Source organism: Tenacibaculum aiptasiae (assembly GCF_965221665.1).
In the GTDB taxonomy this organism is placed as follows: domain Bacteria; phylum Bacteroidota; class Bacteroidia; order Flavobacteriales; family Flavobacteriaceae; genus Polaribacter; species Polaribacter aiptasiae.
The window spans coordinates 590,948-610,416 of record NZ_CBDCSN010000002.1 but is presented as its reverse complement, the minus strand read 5'-3'; the positions used below and the strand labels follow the sequence as shown (position 1 = coordinate 610,416).

At 31.9% G+C, this 19,469-nt stretch carries 11 protein-coding genes; 2 read left to right on the top strand and 9 right to left on the bottom strand.

Annotated features, from left to right (window positions below):
• From ACOQN8_RS03115 to ACOQN8_RS03080, 8 genes are read right to left on the bottom strand one after another with little or no spacing between them, the layout of a single operon-like run.
• The gene (locus ACOQN8_RS03115) at positions 1 to 441 is read right to left on the bottom strand and encodes a YybH family protein (protein WP_420551568.1); all 441 of its coding nucleotides are present in this window, start codon (positions 439 to 441) and stop codon (positions 1 to 3) included.
• An 8-nt stretch (positions 442 to 449) separates the two neighbouring features.
• On the bottom strand, positions 450 to 1,595 hold the full coding sequence (galK, locus tag ACOQN8_RS03110) for a galactokinase (protein WP_420551567.1): 1,146 nt from the start codon (positions 1,593 to 1,595) through the stop codon (positions 450 to 452).
• Entirely contained in the window at positions 1,596 to 3,242 is a 1,647-nt protein-coding gene (locus tag ACOQN8_RS03105) for a solute:sodium symporter family transporter (RefSeq protein ID WP_175578710.1), read from the bottom strand.
• Between the two features lie 3 nt (positions 3,243 to 3,245).
• Positions 3,246 to 6,389 (bottom strand): beta-galactosidase, LacZ type, encoded by a 3,144-nt coding sequence (gene lacZ / locus ACOQN8_RS03100; RefSeq protein ID WP_420551566.1) that lies wholly within the window; start codon positions 6,387 to 6,389, stop codon positions 3,246 to 3,248.
• 17 nt (positions 6,390 to 6,406) lie between these two features.
• On the bottom strand, positions 6,407 to 9,433 hold the full coding sequence (locus ACOQN8_RS03095) for an aminotransferase class III-fold pyridoxal phosphate-dependent enzyme (protein ID WP_420551565.1): 3,027 nt from the start codon (positions 9,431 to 9,433) through the stop codon (positions 6,407 to 6,409).
• Entirely contained in the window at positions 9,433 to 11,445 is a 2,013-nt protein-coding gene (locus ACOQN8_RS03090; RefSeq protein WP_420551564.1) for an MGH1-like glycoside hydrolase domain-containing protein, read from the bottom strand. Before ACOQN8_RS03090 ends, ACOQN8_RS03095 begins: the two co-directional genes overlap by 1 nt.
• Positions 11,438 to 12,331 carry an aldose 1-epimerase gene (locus ACOQN8_RS03085; protein ID WP_420551563.1) on the bottom strand — a complete coding sequence of 298 codons (894 nt, stop codon included), beginning with the start codon at positions 12,329 to 12,331 and terminating at the stop codon, positions 11,438 to 11,440. The genes ACOQN8_RS03090 and ACOQN8_RS03085 overlap by 8 nt, the downstream gene beginning before the upstream one ends.
• Positions 12,332 to 12,334: 3 nt before the next feature.
• Positions 12,335 to 13,333 (bottom strand): GntR family transcriptional regulator, encoded by a 999-nt coding sequence (locus tag ACOQN8_RS03080; RefSeq protein WP_420551562.1) that lies wholly within the window; start codon positions 13,331 to 13,333, stop codon positions 12,335 to 12,337.
• Between the two features lie 176 nt (positions 13,334 to 13,509).
• Here ACOQN8_RS03080 and ACOQN8_RS03075 point away from each other — a divergent pair, with 176 nt between their 5' ends.
• Together ACOQN8_RS03075 and ACOQN8_RS03070 are read left to right on the top strand one after the other, a co-directional pair.
• Complete coding sequence (locus tag ACOQN8_RS03075; protein WP_420551561.1) at positions 13,510 to 16,638, top strand: SusC/RagA family TonB-linked outer membrane protein; 3,129 nt, start codon at positions 13,510 to 13,512, stop codon at positions 16,636 to 16,638.
• 15 nt (positions 16,639 to 16,653) lie between these two features.
• Complete coding sequence (locus ACOQN8_RS03070; protein ID WP_420551560.1) at positions 16,654 to 18,192, top strand: RagB/SusD family nutrient uptake outer membrane protein; 1,539 nt, start codon at positions 16,654 to 16,656, stop codon at positions 18,190 to 18,192.
• A 221-nt stretch (positions 18,193 to 18,413) separates the two neighbouring features.
• Here ACOQN8_RS03070 and ACOQN8_RS03065 read toward each other — a convergent pair whose 3' ends face one another.
• Positions 18,414 to 19,238 carry a hypothetical protein gene (locus tag ACOQN8_RS03065; protein ID WP_420551559.1) on the bottom strand — a complete coding sequence of 275 codons (825 nt, stop codon included), beginning with the start codon at positions 19,236 to 19,238 and terminating at the stop codon, positions 18,414 to 18,416.
• Between the last annotated feature and the right edge of the window lie 231 nt (positions 19,239 to 19,469).

Sequence of the window (19,469 nt, the reverse complement as noted above, 5' to 3'; positions counted from 1 at the left end):
TTAACAAGAAGTATCTGCAATAATTTTCCATTCACCATTTATTTTTTTGAAGATAATCATAAATACTCCATTGGCATTACCAATTGGACGTGTTAAATGATATTCTCCCATAACAAAATAAGCGTTGTTATTTATTTTACTAATATCGTTAACCTTAAATTTTAAAGTACCACTATGGTCTTTTGTTGGGTATCCTTTTTTGTAATTAGCCAATGTTTTATTCCAGCCATATGTTAAGCCACTACTGCCATAAAATTTTAAAGAATCATTTTTCCAATATCCTTGCATGAATCCCTCTAAATCATGATTTGACCATGCTTTCTCTTGAGATTTCATAATAGCCAAAATTTCTTTTTTATCTGTAGCTTCTGATGTTTTTTGGCTTTCTTTTTGACAAGAAATACCTATAAGTACAAAGGCGATTAAAATTAGTTTCTTCATTTTATATGTTATATTATTTGTGTTCCGTTGGATAAATTTACTTTGTAAATAGTACAATTGTGTTTGAATTTTTGTGCATATTCTTGTTGTATTTGTGTTAAGAAAGCTTCTTTTTCTGAGGTTTTAATTAGGTTGATTGTACAACCGCCAAATCCGCCTCCCATCATTCTAGCACCTATTACCGAAGGATGTTTTTGTGCTTTATGAACTAAAAAATCTAATTCAGGGCAACTTACTTTATATTGTTTTGAAAGTCCTTCATGAGATTCGAAAAGTAAGCTTCCGAATTTTGATACATTATCGGTTTCTAATGATTTTACAGCTTGTAAAGTACGTTTGTTTTCTTGAATTACATACAGAGCTTGTTCATATTCTTCTATAGAGATTTTATTTTTTATGGTAATTAAATCATGCTCTTTAATATCTCTTAGGCTAGATTTCTTTAATAATTTAGATATGTTTTCACACACAGCACGCCTTTTGTTGTATGCACTATCAGCTAATGAATGCTTTACATTTGTGTTGATTAGGATAAACTCATGGTTTTCAAAATTAGCTGTGTGTATTGTTGCATCAAGTGTTCTACAATCCAAATGCAAGGCTTTGTTTTTTTGACCAAACATGGATGCGTATTGATCCATAATTCCACATTTAACACCAACAAAATTATGTTCGGCCTGTTGTGAAATAAAAATCATTTCTTGTTTTGTTAATTGAAGTTGAAATACTTGATTTAACCCAAAAATAACACTGTTTTCCAGTGCGGCAGAAGATGATAAACCTGCTCCAAAGGGAATATCTCCAGAGAATATTAGATTAAAATTAGGAACTATTTTTCCTTTTTTTTGAATTTCGCTTACAACACCTAAAATATAATTTTGCCATCCATTAGTTGTAAGAGGAGAAACAGAACTTGTGGTGAATTCATATTGCTCATTTTTGTCTAAAGCAACAATGGTACTTTTATTTGTTTCAGATTGTTTAATTGCAGTATAAATACCTTTATCTATAGCAGCTGGAAATACAAAACCTTCATTGTAATCGGTATGTTCTCCAATTAAATTAATTCTTCCAGGAGAGAAAACTAATAAAGGTTCTGTCTTAAAATAATTTAAGAACTCTTGTTCTACTTGTTCTTTTAATGACTGATTCATTTATGCAAAATATATATATACTCCAATTACAATTAGACATATGATAAGTCCCACTTGTTTTACATATTTCCAAGGTTTTATGTCTACTTGTTCTGTGTATTTTTGAACAAAATCTTCTGTTCTTGGTTTTAGTTTACCTATAATTAACATGATTCCTACATTTAATAAAAATAGAATAGCCATGATGTCTAAAAAATGTGGATATGCATTAGCTTTTACTAAGGCTAGTTCAGCTGTGTCAACAATACCTGAAGTTTTAGCTTTTGCTAAGGCATTATCTACAAAATAAGGCTGTAAAAAGAATTGGCTTAGAATGTATAATAGACAACCTGATATTAAACCTATTTTGGCTGCTATAGCAGGAACTCTTTTGGTTAAGAAACCAACAACTATGATAGTTAAGATAGGGATACTATAAATACCATTTACTTCTTGTAAATATTTAAATAGACTTCCAGCATTAGCTATTAAAGGAGCTATAAACATGGCAGCGAAAGCTAAAATTACTCCAAATAATTTACCATATTTTACGACTGTTTTTTCGTTAGCATCTTTGTTTATGTGTTGTTTGTAAACATCTATTCCGAATAACGTCACAGCACTATTTAAAACACTATTGAAGGAACTTAAAATAGCTCCAAACAATACTGCTGCAAAAAATCCAACCCAAGCTTTTGGTAACACTTTATTTACTAGCATAGGGTAGGCATCATCCGGATTTTCTAAACTACCATTAAATAAATGAAAAGCGATTAGTCCAGGTAATACTACTATTAAAGGGCCTAGTATTTTTATAAAAGAAGCTAATAATAATCCTTTTTGTCCTTCTTCTAAGTTTTTAGCAGCTAAAGCTCTCTGAATTATTTGTTGGTTAGTTCCCCAATAAAACAATTGAACTAACATCATTCCAGTAAAAATGGTGTAAAAAGGAACTGGGTCAGTTGGTCCTCCCATGGATTTAAATTTCTCTGGATTTTCTGTAGTTAAAATGGAAATTCCATCAAAAAAACTACCATCTCCAATCATTATTAATCCGAAGATTGGGATTAATAATCCTCCTATAAGTAAACCAATAGCATTAATAGTATCAGAAACGGCTACAGCTTTTAGTCCTCCAAATACAGCGTATATAGAACCAATAATTCCAATTCCCCAAACACAAATCCAAATAGATTGTGTATGTGAAACATTTAACAACTCAGGAATGTTAAACATACCACTAATAGCTAATGAACCTGAATATAAAATTACAGGTAATAAGACTACAACATACCCCGTTAAGAACAGGATAGAAGTCCATGTTTTTGTGGCTACGTCGAAACGTTCTGATAAAAATTGAGGAATTGTTGTTAATCCTCCTTTTAAATATCTAGGAAGTAAAAACATAGCGGTTACAATCATGGCAATTGCTGCTAGGGTTTCCCATACCATAACCGATAATCCACTTTCATATGCAGATCCGTTTAGTCCAACAATTTGTTCGGTAGATAGGTTTGTAAGTAATAATGATCCTGCAATAACGCCTGCAGTTAAACTTCTTCCTCCAAGAAAGTACCCGTCGGAAGTGTTTTCGTTAGTTTTTCTTGTTTTTAGGTAAGAAATAATTGCAACAAGAATTGTGAATCCTAGAAATGTGATAAACTGCATGTGTTATTTTTTTAGAGGTTGAATTGTAAAGGTATAAGTATAATTTTTATTTGCTGGAATAGTATATTCAGGATGAACTAAACGCCCCCAAGAAGTATCTCCTCCAACACCCATTTGTAAATAATCAATATTCCATTGTACAGTGTTTCCTATTTTAATATCTGCTCCATGCTTTTTAGTTACTGGTACTAGTCCAGAAGCTGATTTTCCTGCTTCTTCACTACTAAAATCTATTTCAGACATTGAAAAAGGCCATGCGCTGGTATTTAATAAATCATTACTTTCTAGATGAAGAGTTAATCTATCAGAAGATAATTTTGCCCATCTAATATTCGATTTATTTCCTGTTTCTTGGGGGCGCGAATAACGTTCAAATTGTGTATTGATTTTACCTGAATAAACTCCTGTTTTTTGCCCTGTTTTGCGATCCCAATAACTTTCTTTTGGACCTTTTCCATACCAAGAAATATCTGTGAAATTATTAGGTAGGGTTAAATACATACCTAGTCTTGGAATGTTTGGTAATTCTTTTTTATTAGGTTTGTAGTAATAGTTAATAGTTAATTGACCTTTTGGAGATATGGTATATTTAACTTTTGTTGTTGCTTCATTTTTAGGAGTTGAGCATGCTACTTCAAAAACAACATTGTTATTTATAACTTTTGGGATTGATGTTAAGCTTGTTGTGTGTTTGTAACTAGCATTTTGCCAAATCTTAGCCCATTTATCCATTCCATTTCCTAAATCATTATCTGTTGGTGGTCGCCAAAAATTAGTTTTTATAGGATGATTCGTAATTAGAATGTTTTCAAAATGCCAAGAAACAATTTCTCCTGTCTTAGCATTGAGTTTTAAATTGAATTTATTGTTTTTAACTTCAATAATATCATTATTGATTATCTCAATAGGAGTAGTTTCAGGTTTATTTGTTTCTGTAAATTCTAAAAGAGGTGTTTGTTCTTTTGATGCTTCTTGAATAATAAATTCATCCCAAGCTATTTCGTGATTTTTAGGAAGTAAGCCTTTGCTTTCTTTTTGATGTAAACTTACACGTATGATATATTCTGATTTCGAATGAAACTTAGGAAAGTTTTTTCTGTCTATTTTTAAAATGATACTTTCTTGAGGTTGAGCATTGATATCGGTTAATTCTTTTTTATTGACAACCTTCCCATTTTCTAATAACTCAAAAGAAATTATTTTGTCTGAAAAATCTGCAAAGAAGTTTTTATTAGTAAGTTTTATTTCTTCATTACCTAAAAATTCAAAATGTGCAGGCTCATATACTTTTTTAACTTCAGATAAATGTGGGTGAGGATTGCGATATGGATCTACTAATCCATTGTTTAAAAAGTTACCATCAGTAGGTAAATCTGGGTGATAATCATGTCCATAAGCTAAATATGGATTCCCGTTTTTATCTTTGTATTCTAAACTTTGATCTACCCAATCCCAAATATATCCACCTTGAAGATTTGGGTATTTTTCAATAATATCCCAGTAGTCTTGTAAGTTACCTACAGAATTTCCCATAGCATGACAGTATTCAATCATTACTGATGGTTTTTTGGAATTTGATTTCCCGTGATTGATTAAATATTCTGGTTTTGGATACATTGGGCAATAAATATCGGTATAATCTTCTTTGCCTGCTGGTTCGTATTGTACAATCCTATTATCGTCTTGTGCTTTTAACCATTTATAGGTTGTTTTAAAAACGTCACCTTCTCCTGCTTCATTACCTAAAGACCAAGAATAAATAGATGGATGATTTCTGTCTCGGTAGTACATGCTTTTGGTACGAGCCATATGAGCAGGTAACCAACTCATTTCATTTCCTATTTGAGTTTCTTTATTGATGGCTAAAGGATGGCTTTCAATATTTGCTTCATCTATTACATATAAACCATATTTGTCACATAAGTCTAACCAATATGGATCGTTAGGGTAGTGTGATGAACGTACTGCATTTATATTGTTTTGTTTCATAAGTGTAATATCTTTTAGCATAGATGTTTTAGATATTACGTGCCCAGTAAAAGGGTCTGTCTCATGTCTGTCTACTCCTTTAAAATAAACTGGTTTACCGTTTATAAGAATTTGTGACTTTTTAATTTCTACACGTTTGAAACCAACATGTTTATTGATAAATTGATTGTAATTCAATGATATTCTCAAATCATATAAATTAGGTGATTCAGCAGACCAAGATTTTATGTTTTTAAGAATCTTTTTAGTAGTAATTTGAACTGTTGAATTTGCTGGTATTTTAATTTCTTTATTTGAATTTACAATGGTGCCTTTTTTGTCAAGCAGCTGGACTATTAAATTTTGATTAACCAGAATATCTGTGTTGTTGGTTATAGAAACGGTTCCGTCAAAAATTCCATGTTTATAAGAATCGTCCAAAGTGGTTTTGATATGGTAGTCTGAAATAAATACTTTAGGTTGAGAGTATAAATATACATCTCTTTCAATACCGCTCATTCTCAACATATCTTGGCTTTCTAAATAGCTAGCATCACTCCATCTGAACATTTGCAGTGCTATAGTATTTTTGCCTTCTTTTAAATAAGAGGTTATATTAAACTCAGCAGGGGTTTTGCTTCCTTGCGAATAGCCTACGTATTTTCCATTCATATACACGTACATTGCTGACTTAGCTCCTGCAAAATGAAGGATAATATCTTCCTTTAAAAAGTTCTTGTCTAATGTTATCGTTTTTCGGTATGTTCCAACAGGATTGTAATCCTTTGGAGCTTCTGGCCATTTTGTAGTGAAAGGGTAACGTTCATCTAGATATATTGGATTTCCATAACCTTCAACTTCCCAATTTGCTGGAACTTTAATAGTACTCCAATGATTATCATTGAAATTGATATTGTGGAAAGTGGTGGGTCTTTCTTGTGGATTTTTTGTCCAATGAAATTTCCAATTGCCATTTAAGTTTATAAAGCGTGTTGAATTTTCCTTTTCTTTAATGTCGTCCGATTCAAAAGCAAAAAATGAAGCACGAGGAGGAAGTTTATTTTCTTCAAATATTTGATGATTGAAATGATTCTTTTGTTCAGGAACTTCTTCTAGAATTTCACTTTTGCAGCTCCATAAAAAGGAGATTAATAATATGATTAGATATTTTTTAGTCATGATGTTAGTGTTGTTTGTTAAAGTTGCATGAAATCCTCTTTAAAAATCAATTGTAAATAATGTATCAACTCTTTAGCATTCTCCTTGGTAAATACAATAGGAGGTTTTATTTTTAATACATTATAATCTGGTCCATCAGTACTCATTAAAATACCGTGTTCTTTCATACGATTTGCTAAGTAATCAGTTTGTTCTGGTAAAGGATTTAATTCGATATCAGTTAATTCAAAACCTAAGAATAAACCTTGTCCTCGTACATCTCCTATGATAGGAAATTTCTTAGCTAGTTTTTTTAATTCCTCTTTTAGGTAGTTACCCACATTTAAAGAGTTTTCTTGTAGTTTTTCTCTTTTTACAGTTCTAAGTACTTCTGTTCCTATAGCACAAGAAACTGGGTTACCACCAAAAGTGTTGAAATACTCCATACCATTGGCAAATTTATTTGCAACTTCTTGTGTGCAAGCAACAGCAGCAAGTGGGTGTCCGTTACCTAAAGGTTTACCTATAGTTACGATATCTGGAATTACATTGTGAAGTTGAAAGCCCCAGAAGGCTTTTCCTAGGCGCCCGCATCCTACCTGAACTTCATCTGAAATGCATAATCCTCCAGCTTTTCTAATATTGCTGTATGCTTTTTCTAAGAACCCTTCAGGTAGTTCTATTTGTCCTCCACAAGAAATAATAGGTTCTATTATAAAAGCTCCTACTTTACGTCCTTTTTTGTGAACTATATCTATTTGTTTTTGTACCTCTTCAGCATATTTATCTCCTGTGTTTGTACCTCTGTACTTGCCTCTAAAAGCATCAGGTAGGGGAAATATGTGGGTGTGCTCAGGAGCTCCTTCGCCTCCTTTTCCATCAAATTTATAAGAAGATATGTCAATGCACATGTTAGCATTTCCGTGGTATCCAATTTCGCTAGCAATAATATCTCTTGCGCCTGTAGCAGCTTTAACCATACGGATTGCTAATTCATTTGCCTCGCTTCCAGAATTTACAAAGTGTAAAACACTTAATTCTGGAGGTAAAGTTTCAATAAGTTCTTTAGCTAGTTCGTTTATGTTTTCATGCAAATACCTTGAATTCGTATTTATAAGTGCCATTTGATTTTGTCCTGCCTTAACAACTTCATAATGTTCATGGCCTACATGAGCTACATTGTTAACAGTGTCTAAGTATTTACGACCATATTGATCCATTAAATACTGACCAGCTCCTCGAACCATTTTTATAGGAGTGTTATATTGTAAGCTTAATCCTTTTCCTAAGTGTTGTTTTCTGTAGGAAATTAACAACTCGTTATCAATTGTTGTTATTTCTTCTAAAGCTTCTGATTTAAATAACAGGTTAGGGTTTGGGCAAATACTTTTCCAAGTTTCTATTTGACTGAAGTATGCTACGCCTGGAAAATCATTTTTATAGTCAAATAACGATAACATTACTTGGAAGTGTAAATGAGGTGCCCAATTTCCGTTTTCTGGATGGTCTCCTAATTCTGCTATTTTTTCTCCTTTCTTTATGATGTCGCCTAGGTTGTGCTTTGTTGCACTCTTAACTGTTAAATGACCATATAATGTATAGAATTCTAATTCATTAATTTGATGTTTCAAAACAACTAAGCCTCCATATTCTTTATCACCAGAGTTGTTTGTAGCTATTATAACTTCACCATCTAAAATAGCATGAACAGCTGTATTTGCAGATAGCCAATAATCTATTCCTAAATGAATTGTTCTACTTTCTCTACCATAATTTCCAATGCTGTCATATTCTGTTGAGGTGTAGATAGGGCGTGGTTCTAGATAGCCTCCTGCAATAATTTTGCTTGGAACTGTTTTTTGTAATTGATTTAATTTGAATTGAAATAATTCTAAGTCGTTAAAATCTTGTTGATGTCCAATCCACTTACTAGATACACTTAAATCTAGAGGATGTACAATGTTTTTATTTATAGTAGGGAATAAGTCTGATAAGTTGAATGTGTTTTCAGTAGCCCAGTTTTCAAATTGATTTTGTTGTGGGTGTGCTGTGTAGCCACAACTACTTCTAAAAGTATATTCAGCAAAATCTGGATGAATGTTTTTCCATTTTTTAAGTAACTCCCAAGCAGGTTTTTCACTAATTAACAAATACTCGTTGTCTGGCTCTTTTTGTTTGTTGATAGCTGATTTTGTTACGGATATTACTAATCGCATAGCTATAGCGATATATAAATGTGCAAGTTCATTCTCTTGTAACTGAAAAGAAGAATGGTAACCTTTTACAATGGGGATAGCTGCCGTTAAAGGATCGTTGTGATGCATAATACAATAAGCACAACTAATAGCTAAATCGTTTATGATTTGAGTGTGGACAGAATCTCCATAATCTATTGCAGCTTTTACAGTAGGATTTAATTTATTGCTAGAAACAATAACGTTATTATCGTTAGCATCGTTGTGAACTACTGCTTTTCGAAGTTTTGTATAAGTTGATTGAACAGTTTTAAATTGTTGTTGAAATGTGTTAAGTATTTCTTTTTCTTTTTCAGAAAACAATTCTAAATGTTCTTTTGTCCATAATGATTGAGCAACATCCCAATCAAATTTTCTGTGAGCTTCTGGATGATCAAATCCTTGTAGTGCTTGTGTTAATAAGCCACATTGTTTTCCTAAACTTAATCTTAATTCGTCTAATTGGGGATTTACACTGCTCCATACTCTTCCTGAAATCCATGTTAATAAACGTACTTTTCGTGTTTTACCAAAGCTATCTGTAATCTCAGAAATAGCATTTCCACTTCTATCCTCTATTACTTTTGGAGTGATTAGATTTGTTGTGTTATTATCTACGTGTTGTAATAATTTTTGCTGAAAATCTAAATAGTTTATATCTTCTTCAGGACGAGATATTTTTAATACATAACCTTCATTATTTTCTACTTTTATCCTGAAATTAAAATCTACTTCACCAGGTAGTGAAGTTGCTGTTCCTTTTATATTAAAAAACTCTAAAAGAATTTCTTCTGCTTGCTGAGTCGATATTTTTATTTGATTGTAGTTCATTAGTCTTTTTGTAATAGCATAATAATATGTGCAGCGCTCCAGCTAAAGTTTTTAGCATGCAAGCCTTTTCCTGTTAAAGGATGGTAGTTTTCTCTAATCGATTTACCGTCTTCTAATAATCCTTCTGCTCCTTTTAAAATTTGAATAGTAGCTTTGTCTGCTTCTGAATGAAAACCATAATTGCGTAAGCTTTTTACGCCAAAGTAAGATTGGTCTAGCCAATTAGGTCCTCTCCAGTATCCTTTTAAAGGGTCAAATTTAGGATGATCGGCACTCATAGTTTGAAAGGGGACTTTTGTGTAGAACTTAGCAGTATTCATCATTTTATTTTTTACTGCTTCTGCTTGTTCTTGTGTAGCCACATTTGCCCATAAAGCAGTCCAACCTTCACTTCCTTCTCCTTTAATAAAAGCTGTTCCTTCTAAGTTAGTATCGTAAAACCAACCATCATTTTTATCGTAAAATTGTTCCTGAATTTTAGTTTTTAATTTGTTGGCTTCTGTAATAAATTGCTGACTTTCCTCAGTGAGTTTTAGTTCAGTTGCTAATTGACTTAAGTATATTTTTTCAGCATAAAGATATGCGTTTAAGTCAACACTTTCTTGGTCTAAAGAAAAAGCACCCTCTTCATTTTTTAAAATTTTAGAATTATCAAATCGTATAGCGTTGTCCATGCCGCTTTCCCATTTTGCAGCAATTAAACTTCCATCTGTAGATCCGTATTCGCAAAGTCCGTCTTTGTCATGGTCTCTTTTGTTGTACCACCATTGATGATATTTTTTTAGCTTAGGATAAAATTCTTTAACGAATTCAATGTCCTTGTCTTTGTTATAGATTTTAGAAACAGCCCATGCTGAAAGAGGAGGTTTGGTGTCGCGATAATTATGTTTTTCTATCAAAGTGTCTCTAAAAACGCAATCAACAATAAAACCATCATCTTTTTGAAAATGAAACATTAATCTCATTTGTTCTTTGGCAAGTTTTGTGTCGTAATATGATAATCCAACAGCATGTTTCCAAGAATCCCAAGACCAAAAACCATTAAACCATTTATAGTGATAACTAGGGAATAAGCCTTCGTGTTTAATTTCTCCAGCTGGTATGCGCCAATTGTTTTGTAGAGTTAAATGTGCTTTAATTAATGCTTTGTTGTAAATGCTATCTTGAAATTGTTTTTTACTATTTTTTATTAATAAAGCTAGTTGTGTTTCTTTTTCTTTTTTTCTCTTTTGTAAGACTCCTTCAAAACCAGCGTTTTTAATGTTGTTTTTTTCTTTATCCCATGGATATTCTGGAAAAATAAAAGATTGAGAAATTACAAACGATTTTTTTTCGTTTGGTTTTAAGCTCAATTTATTGTGGGCTTGATAATGTAGGCTGTCTATTAGTTGTATTTCAATGTCTTTTGGAAATATAAGATGTCCTTTTGCTAAAGAATTGGTTGAGTTTATTTTTAATTCATTCTTTTCAAGTTCAAAAGAAATTCCATCAGCAAATATTGGTGAATGACCCCAGTTCAATGATAAATCCTTCTCTTTTTTTGAACTGTTTTTTATAGTTGTTTCGATTAAAGCTGTATGCCCATTTTTAAAGACAAGTTTTTGAGTGACTTCTAATTCCTTGGTGTTAAAAGTTTGCTCTAGATGACTTGTATAAGCATTAGAACTGGTGTTTTTAAAATTTTCAGGGTAATCTTTTTTTTCAGTAATGCTTAAATCAATAAATGAGGTTGTTAGCCACACTCCGTTTTGTTGAGTCATTAAAAAAGGACCGCTAAAACCTATTGATTCACTTGTTTTCTTATGAAAGCTATAGGCAAACCAAGCTCCTTGATCTGAAAACATTAGTCCTTCTTTGTCAAATTTTTTTTGAGGGCTTATCTTATAGTCAAGAATGTTTGCGTACATATTGGTATGCTTGGGTGTTTTTCTTGAATCGGTTTTTTGTTTTGAGTTACAGCTTAGTAAAACAAAAACCAAAGTAAGTGCTGTTATGTATTTTAAATTATTCATTTTTTAATTGAATTGTCCATTGAATATTAAACTCTTCCTTAGAAGGTAAAGTTTGTAGTCCTAATTTATTGTTAAAGCTATTAGAAGGTCCTGTAATAGGTTCTATAGCGATATGGTTTTCTAAGTCTGGAGTATAAATTTGTATATAATTGTTATTAAAAGAGGAAGTTATCTTTAGCAGATAATCAGGGGTTTTAAATCCGATAAAGTTGTTTTTTAGCAAGTAACAATTGTCTAGCTTTTTATTTCCAATTTTAAATTTATATGGTGTTTTGTTGTTTTCAGTTTTTATAGGAATCATTTCCTGATCATGAATTATTTCCTTGTCAGAATTTATTTCTAAAATACTATTTGTGATATCTTTAGAATAGAAGTAAGGATGCCATCCAATAGTAAAAGGGAATGATGAGTTATCATTGTTGTTGATAGTTACATTTAAATCTAATTGATTGTTAGATAGCGTATATGTTATCGAAATAGAGAATAGAAAAGGAAATCCATTTTCTTTAGTTTCTTGCTTGTAAGTTAAAGTGGCTGAAACAGAGTGTTTACTGTTTTCTTTTGAGGTAAGTTCAAAAGGTTTATTATATATTAAACCATGTATGGCATTTGTATTACAGGAAGAATTTTTTTCTAGTTGATATTTCTGATTTAAATATTCATATTCGCCATTTAAGATTCTATTTGCAAAAGGAAATAAAATTGCTGATGCATATGAATCTTTATATGTTACTATGTTAGAAAAATCTTTAATAATGATTGAGTTGTTTAACGTTAATTGAGTTAAACTTCCTCCGTTAATTAGAGAGATTTCTGCTTTCGATTTATCATTATACAAGATAATATTTGGACCTTGTTTAATAATGTTTTGTTTGATTGCTTGCAATTTTTACAGAGAATTTCTAATTATTAGTTTGTTTTCGTTTTCTATCTGCCCTCCTTCATTATTGGAAATCATTTGAGCAAGCTTTTTTCCCATGGCTTTAAAATCTGTCGAAATGGTGGTTATTCCGTCTTCTACAATTTCTTTTAACAGTGTATCATTGTATGAGATAATGCCAATATCAGAAGCTATTTTATATTTGGTTTCTTTAACTTTTTTAATAATACGAATAAGGTTTCTGTCGTCAGGAATTATAAATACGTCGCCTTTTTCAATTTCAAAACCTTCTAAAGACTCAATAACAGTGTTTTTGAATCTGTTCATGGAACAGAATTTTTTAAAGCCTTTTAATAAGCCATTAGGTTGTTTGTTTTCTTCAAAAAGAAAAATTAAATGGTCGTATTTTTTTAATAGTTTAAGACCATCTACCAAACCATTGAAAATATCTTTTTCAAAGTTTTGGTATATAGCTGGATAATGAGATAATTCGTTATTTGTTTGATCTAATATGTATACTTTTTTTTGAGGTATTTTGTTTAAAATCAGTTCTGTTTTTTCAAGTTTGGCAGGCATAATTATATAGTAATTATACTTTCCTAAATTGTCATAGATTAGTTTTTTAAAGACATCATAGTTAAAATGATGAAAGAAAATATCTACCTCTATAGTTTCGTTGAGGTTTGTTAAAAAAGAGTTGTATAAGTCTTCTTTAAATGCATTGAGTTCATCAAACAATAAAAAAACTTTTTGAGTAATGTATACACTTTCACTGTTTACATAATACCCTTTTCCAGGAATTGATTCTATAATTCCTCGAACCTTTAAGTCGTTATAGGCGTATAAAATAGTATCTCTTGATAATTTATATTTACTTCTAATACTGTTGATAGAAGGGAGTTTATCGCCCAATTTTATTTGCTTTAAAGCTATGGCATTTTCTATAGAAGTAACAATTTGTTTGTACTTCGGAATACCTATATTTTTTTCTATATGAATTATACTCATGAAACAAATATATAATTTTTTAAATAAAAACAAACTGGTAGGTACTGGTTTGATTTTTGTGTAACTAGTTTTAGATTAGCTGTATACCTATGGCTTTTATAATTAATTATAATGTTTATGTATTAGAGAAAGCAAGCGGGGTGTGTATAAAAATAAAAACTAATATTTTCTAACTTATGAAACAAAAGGAATTAAGATTACAACAAAAATTATTGAAAAAAGTCTTTTCGACCCTACTAGTTTGTTTTTTGCTGGTTTTTTCTCAAAACGTGTTTTCTCAAGAGAAAGAAATTGCAGGAAAAATAACAGATAAAAGTGGTTTGGGATTGCCTGGAGCTACAGTGACGGTTAAGGGTGAGTCAAAAGGAGTGGAGGCAGATTTTAATGGAGATTACAAAATTAAGGCAGGTCCGGCAACTGTATTGGTGTATAGTTTTGTCGGTTATGCATCTAAAGAAGTGTTGGTTGGGGATCAATTAACTATAAATGTAACTTTAGAAGAGGATAACACTTTAGAAGAGGTGGTTATTATAGGTTACGGATCACAAAAAAAGAGTGATGTAACTGGTGCGGTAGGTCAGGTAAAAGCAAAAGAGTTGACTAAAGTGGTAACTACAAACCCTACGGATGCGTTACAAGGAAGGGTTGCTGGAGTTACAGTAACATCATCTTCTGGAACACCGGGAGGAGTGGCTGATATTTTAATAAGGGGAGTTGGAAGTTTTGGAAGTAATAGACCGTTGTTTATTGTTGATGGTGTGCAGGCTGATCCTTATTTTATTGATGCAAATAATATTGAATCTATAGAGGTGTTGAAAGATGCTGCTTCGGCTTCAATTTATGGAACAAGAGCTGCAAATGGTGTGGTAATTATATCTACTAAAAAAGGGAAAAAAGGAAAAATTACTGTTGATATTGAACAGTCTTTAAGTTTTAATACTCAAAGAAAAAAGTTGAAATTATTGGATGCAGATGGTTATGTGCAAGTACATAGACAAATGTATGAAAATGCAGGTGTTGCTTTACCTAGTTATGTGACAAATCCACCAAGTGCTAATACTGATTGGTTGGGGGCTACGCATAGAGATGGTGAATTGAAATTATTAAATGCAAGAGTTAGTGGTGCTTCAGAGAAGTTAAACTTTACTCTGGGAGGGAATTTTGCAGATGAAAAAGGAGTGCTGATAGGTTCAGAATTTACTAAGAGAGGTCTTTTTGCAAATGCAACTTTTACTGATGAAAGATTGCAAGTAACTGGAGCTTTTAATTATTCAGAAACGTATAGAGAGAATTATAAGTTTTCGTTAAGGGAAACATATCAAATATCGCCTTTGATTCCAATATTAGATCCAACTAAACCTTCTGGTTATGGGTATAGAGATGGAGATTTGCCAGATCATAGAAATCCTGTAGGAGAAGATTTTTTTAGAGAAGGATATACGAAGTTAAAGTATTTCATAGGAAATGTTGGGGTTAAGTATGAGTTGTTTGAAGGTTTGAAGTTAGGAGCGAATTATTCGATATCTAATTTGGCTAACTTTTCTTATGCTTTTCATAAACCTTTTAGAGTTAGGGATGTTGATGATAATGAGCAAAATCAATACTTCTTTTTGTCAGAATATAACAGTGATTTTAGAAGAATTAATCAAGAGTATACTATAAACTATAAGACTGAGATTGGGAAACATGCAATTGAGCTTTTAGGAGGGTATCAAAGAATTATTGAGCCTTTTTCAGAAACATATGTTCAGGCTGAAGGATGGAAAATATCTGATCAAGACTTAGATGGAAATGGTGATTTAGATGATAAAGAGCCAATAACATTATTGGATGAGAATTTTAAAACATTAAATGCGTTTAGGGCTGCAGAAGCAACGTTCTCAGGAAGTGGAACAAATTCAGAATATACCTTGGCTTCATTATTTGGAAGAGTTAACTATGCTTATGATGATAAATATTTATTTCAAGCAAGTATAAGAAGAGATGGTAGTTCTAAGTTTGGTAAAAATAATAAATATGGTGTTTTTCCATCGTTTGCATTAGGTTGGAAAATTACCGAGGAAAGCTTTATGAATGATCAAGATATTTTTGATTTCTTAAAGTTGAGATTTAGTTGGGGAGAAGCTGGTAGTGATAATGCTTTGGGTAATTATGATTTTGTAGCGTTAATTTCTCAAGGTGCTAACTCGTCAAACGGAGGATATATTTTTGGAAATCCACAATCTTCGTATGTAGGAGGAATTGCTAGAGATTTAGAGAATCCAGATTTACAATGGGAAACGAATATTTCTTCAAACTTAGGGGTGGATTATTCGGTTTTAGATAGTAAAATAAAAGGTTCTATAAATTATTATAACACTAAAACAAAAGATTTATTAATAGTTAAGGAAGTGCCACTTTCTAGTGGTGTTAGAAACCCAGTAATTAACGTAGGTGAGTTTGAGAATAGTGGTGTTGAGTTTGAGTTAGGGTATAATGAGAGTTTTAATGAAGTGAAATTTTCAGCATTTGCAACTTTTTCAACATTAAATAGTGAGGTAACTAAATTAGCAAGACCAGGTCAGGTTTTAAGAGGGGCTGGTTTATTGTTTGGGTCTGATCATTTTGTGAATCAAACAAAAGTTGGTTACGAGCCAGGAGCTTACTTTTTGCCGGTGGCTAACGGGATTTTTCAAAATCAAGCAGAGATTGATGCTCATGATCCAACGGGAACATTACAACCGGATGCAAAGCCAGGAGATATTCGTTTTATAGATCAAAATGGAGATGGAGTTTTAAATAGTGATGATGAGGTGTATTTGGGGAGTGCTTTACCTAAGTATGAGTATAGTTTAAATCTATCTGCAGACTATAGAGGAATTGATTTTAATGTTTTCTTTCAAGGAGTAGGAGGTAATAAGATTTATAATGGAAATAGATTTCAATCAATTGGAGTAGATACAGGAAGGAATTTTGAAGCTTCTACATTGAATGCTTGGACACCAACCAATACAAACACAGATATTCCAAGGGCGGTTTTAGGAGATCCTAATAGGAATAATAGGGCTTCAAGTCGCTTTTTAGAAGATGGAAGTTATCTGCGTATTAAAACAATTCAATTGGGGTATTCGTTACCGAAAAAGGTTTTAGAAAAGTTGAATATGAGTAAGTTGAGATTCTTTGTTACTGGACAAAATCTATTCACTTTTACAAATTATAGTGGTTTAGATCCAGAGGTTGGAGGTTCTATTCTTTCGAGAGGTGTGGATAGGACTTTGTATCCACAATATAAATCAGTGATTTTGGGAACGCAAATTCAATTTTAATTAAACAATCAGAAGATGAAAAAAATAATAACAACAGCATTACTAACATTAGTAGTTTTTATATCGTGTAATGATGATGATTTTTTAGATCAGAAATCGCCTGATCAATTAACGTCTGATTCTTTTTGGAGAAATACAGATGATGCGATGTCTGGCTTAACAGCAGTTTATGCGGAGTTAGAATCGAGAAGTAATTTTTGGGATGGATGGCAAGAGGGGAGGCCTATAATAGAGTATTATCGATCTGACTATGCTTTGCCTGGTCCTGATGCAGTGAATTATGCGCATTGGAGAGAAATTTTCAATTTTAATTATACAAACGGACATACGCATATTAATGTAGTTTGGAGAACAAATTACAAAGGGTTGAATTTTGCAAATCAAGTGATTACTAAGGTTGGTCAAATGACAGCGGATCAGATATCTGATGCTGATAAAAAACAAATAATAGGTGAGGCAACTTTTTTAAGGGGTTATTATCATTTTAAGTTGTTAACATTATTTGAGCAAATAATTTTAAGAACAGAAATTATAACAGCGGAAACTTTAGATAAGGCTTTATCTACAAGGCCAGAGGCTTGGGCTGTAATTATAGAAGATTTTAAGCAGGCTGCAACAATGCTTAAAAATAAAGATGCTACAGAGCCAGGAAGGGCTACAAAAGGAGCGGCTTATGCATATTTAGGGAAGGCGTATATGTATAAAGCGGGAGATGCTACTTCGTCAGAGAGTACTGATTTTCAAAATGCATTGGATGCTTTTAAACCTATTGTTGATGGTGCGGTTGGGAGTTATGGTTTAGAGCCTGATTTTTTAAGTCTTTTTAATGGAGAGAATGAGAATAATCAAGAATCTGTTTTTGAGCTGCAGTTTAAATCAGGTGATGCTACTTCATGGAATGCAACAAGATTGCATGCTTTTGTTGGAGATTGGTCTATTGGAGGTTGGGGTGGATTAGAGGCTACTAAAGGTTTGGAAACAGTAATGAAATCTGAAGGTATGGTGGCAACTAATGGTTTGTATGATAATAGATTGTATGGAACAATTTATTTTAGAGATCCTTTCTTTAATGATGGTAATAATCCACAAATGCAAGGGTATACTTGGGATCAGTTAATGAATTGGCAATATGGTAATGTAAATGCAGGGAAAGTGTATTTTAGAAAATGGTTACCTAACTATGTTTGGAATAATTCTTATGTAGGAGTTAATGTGGTTCTGATGAGGTATGCAGATGTAATGTTGATGTATGCTGAAGCTTTAAATGAAACAGGTGCAACGGCACAGGCAATACCATTAATAAATAGAATAAGAGATGTGCATGGATTGATGCCTCCAATTACAGTTACTTCTAAAGATGATGTGAAAAATCAAATTATTCATGAAAGAACTATGGAGTTAACATTGGAGTCTACAAGATTCTTTGATTTAAGAAGGTGGGGAATGTTAGATCAAGCTATGCAAGCAGCTAATAGAACTGGATTTACTTCTGCAGGACATGCGTATTTACCGGTACCATTGTCGGAAATTAATAATAATAATGAAGTGAATTAATTTTGTAATTATTTCTTCATTGATTGAAGGGTGGCTGAGGTGTAAAAACCTCAGCTATTTTTTTGAGATAAATGTAAAATAAAAAAAGCTTCTCAAATTTGAGAAGCTTTTTTCGGTCTGGACGGGACTTATTTATTTTTAATTACCATTCTGTTATACAGTGTTTTATGTTTTTGTGTGTAAATTTTAGTAGACGGAAAAGGGACTGTTTTTTGTTTTTTCTATTTTTTTGAGTCATTCCCTTTAATTTTATTGTAATGTTCGTCTTTAAAAGGGAAGTAGTAAAACTTATTGTTAAAAGAAATGCTAGCAGGATAATGTTCTGCTATAAAAGGGTAGTTTTTTCTATCCCAACTTAATTTGAGTTTTTCATACTTATCCCCTATAGGTTTCCTAGTTCTTTTAAACTCTTTCATTAAATTATCGAAAGAGTTTTTGAAAAAGATTTCCCTCTCTAAATATTTCTCATAAGCCTTTTTGCTGTCCCAAAAATCAATATTACATTGTTCGGGAGCAAACGTAGCATATCTATTCTTAATTCTTTCTATAATTTCTTTTAAGGTGTTTTTGTCATAAGAATTAGTTTCAATTAGTAAGTGCATGTGTTCTGAGGCATTCTTGCTTCCTTTTACTCCTGATTTATTGTGTTTTAGGAAGTCAACTATACGATAGGTAATATCATCTTTAGATGGTTTGATTTCTTTTCCACTAGCATCCCAAAACTTATCATCCAAATTAATTATACGACTCTTTTTTTGGAGTTTCTCTAAATTGCTTGTATTGGGTGTGGTTTGATAGTTTTTGTTGCTTTTCTTTACTTCGGGGACTGTAACTCCCATAAGAATGAATAATAGCCCATAAGTCGTATAACGAATTGCTTTATTATTCCATTGATTAAATGCTTCTTTAATTTTTTTAGAGACCTGCGGTATCAATAATATACCAAGTAATAGGGTAAATATTGATGGAGAAAATTCTGATTGAATAAATCCAACAATGCTAATAAGGATTAATAATACAGATAAAATTACTTTAACTATTTTCATTATGCTGAAATTTTAAATGCTTTCAGTCCCAAAAAGCAATGATTAACACAACATAAAAAAAAGCGTGGGTACTGTAGCTTATCGCCAAGGAGGTACTGGTATACCCACGACACAAATAAACACAGCCCACGCCATAGCGTGAGCGTATAGTCTATTTATCTTATGTCGTTTAAAATTACCAGTTTTCCTTGACAAGATATAATAGCTAACGCTAATTTATATTTTACTATT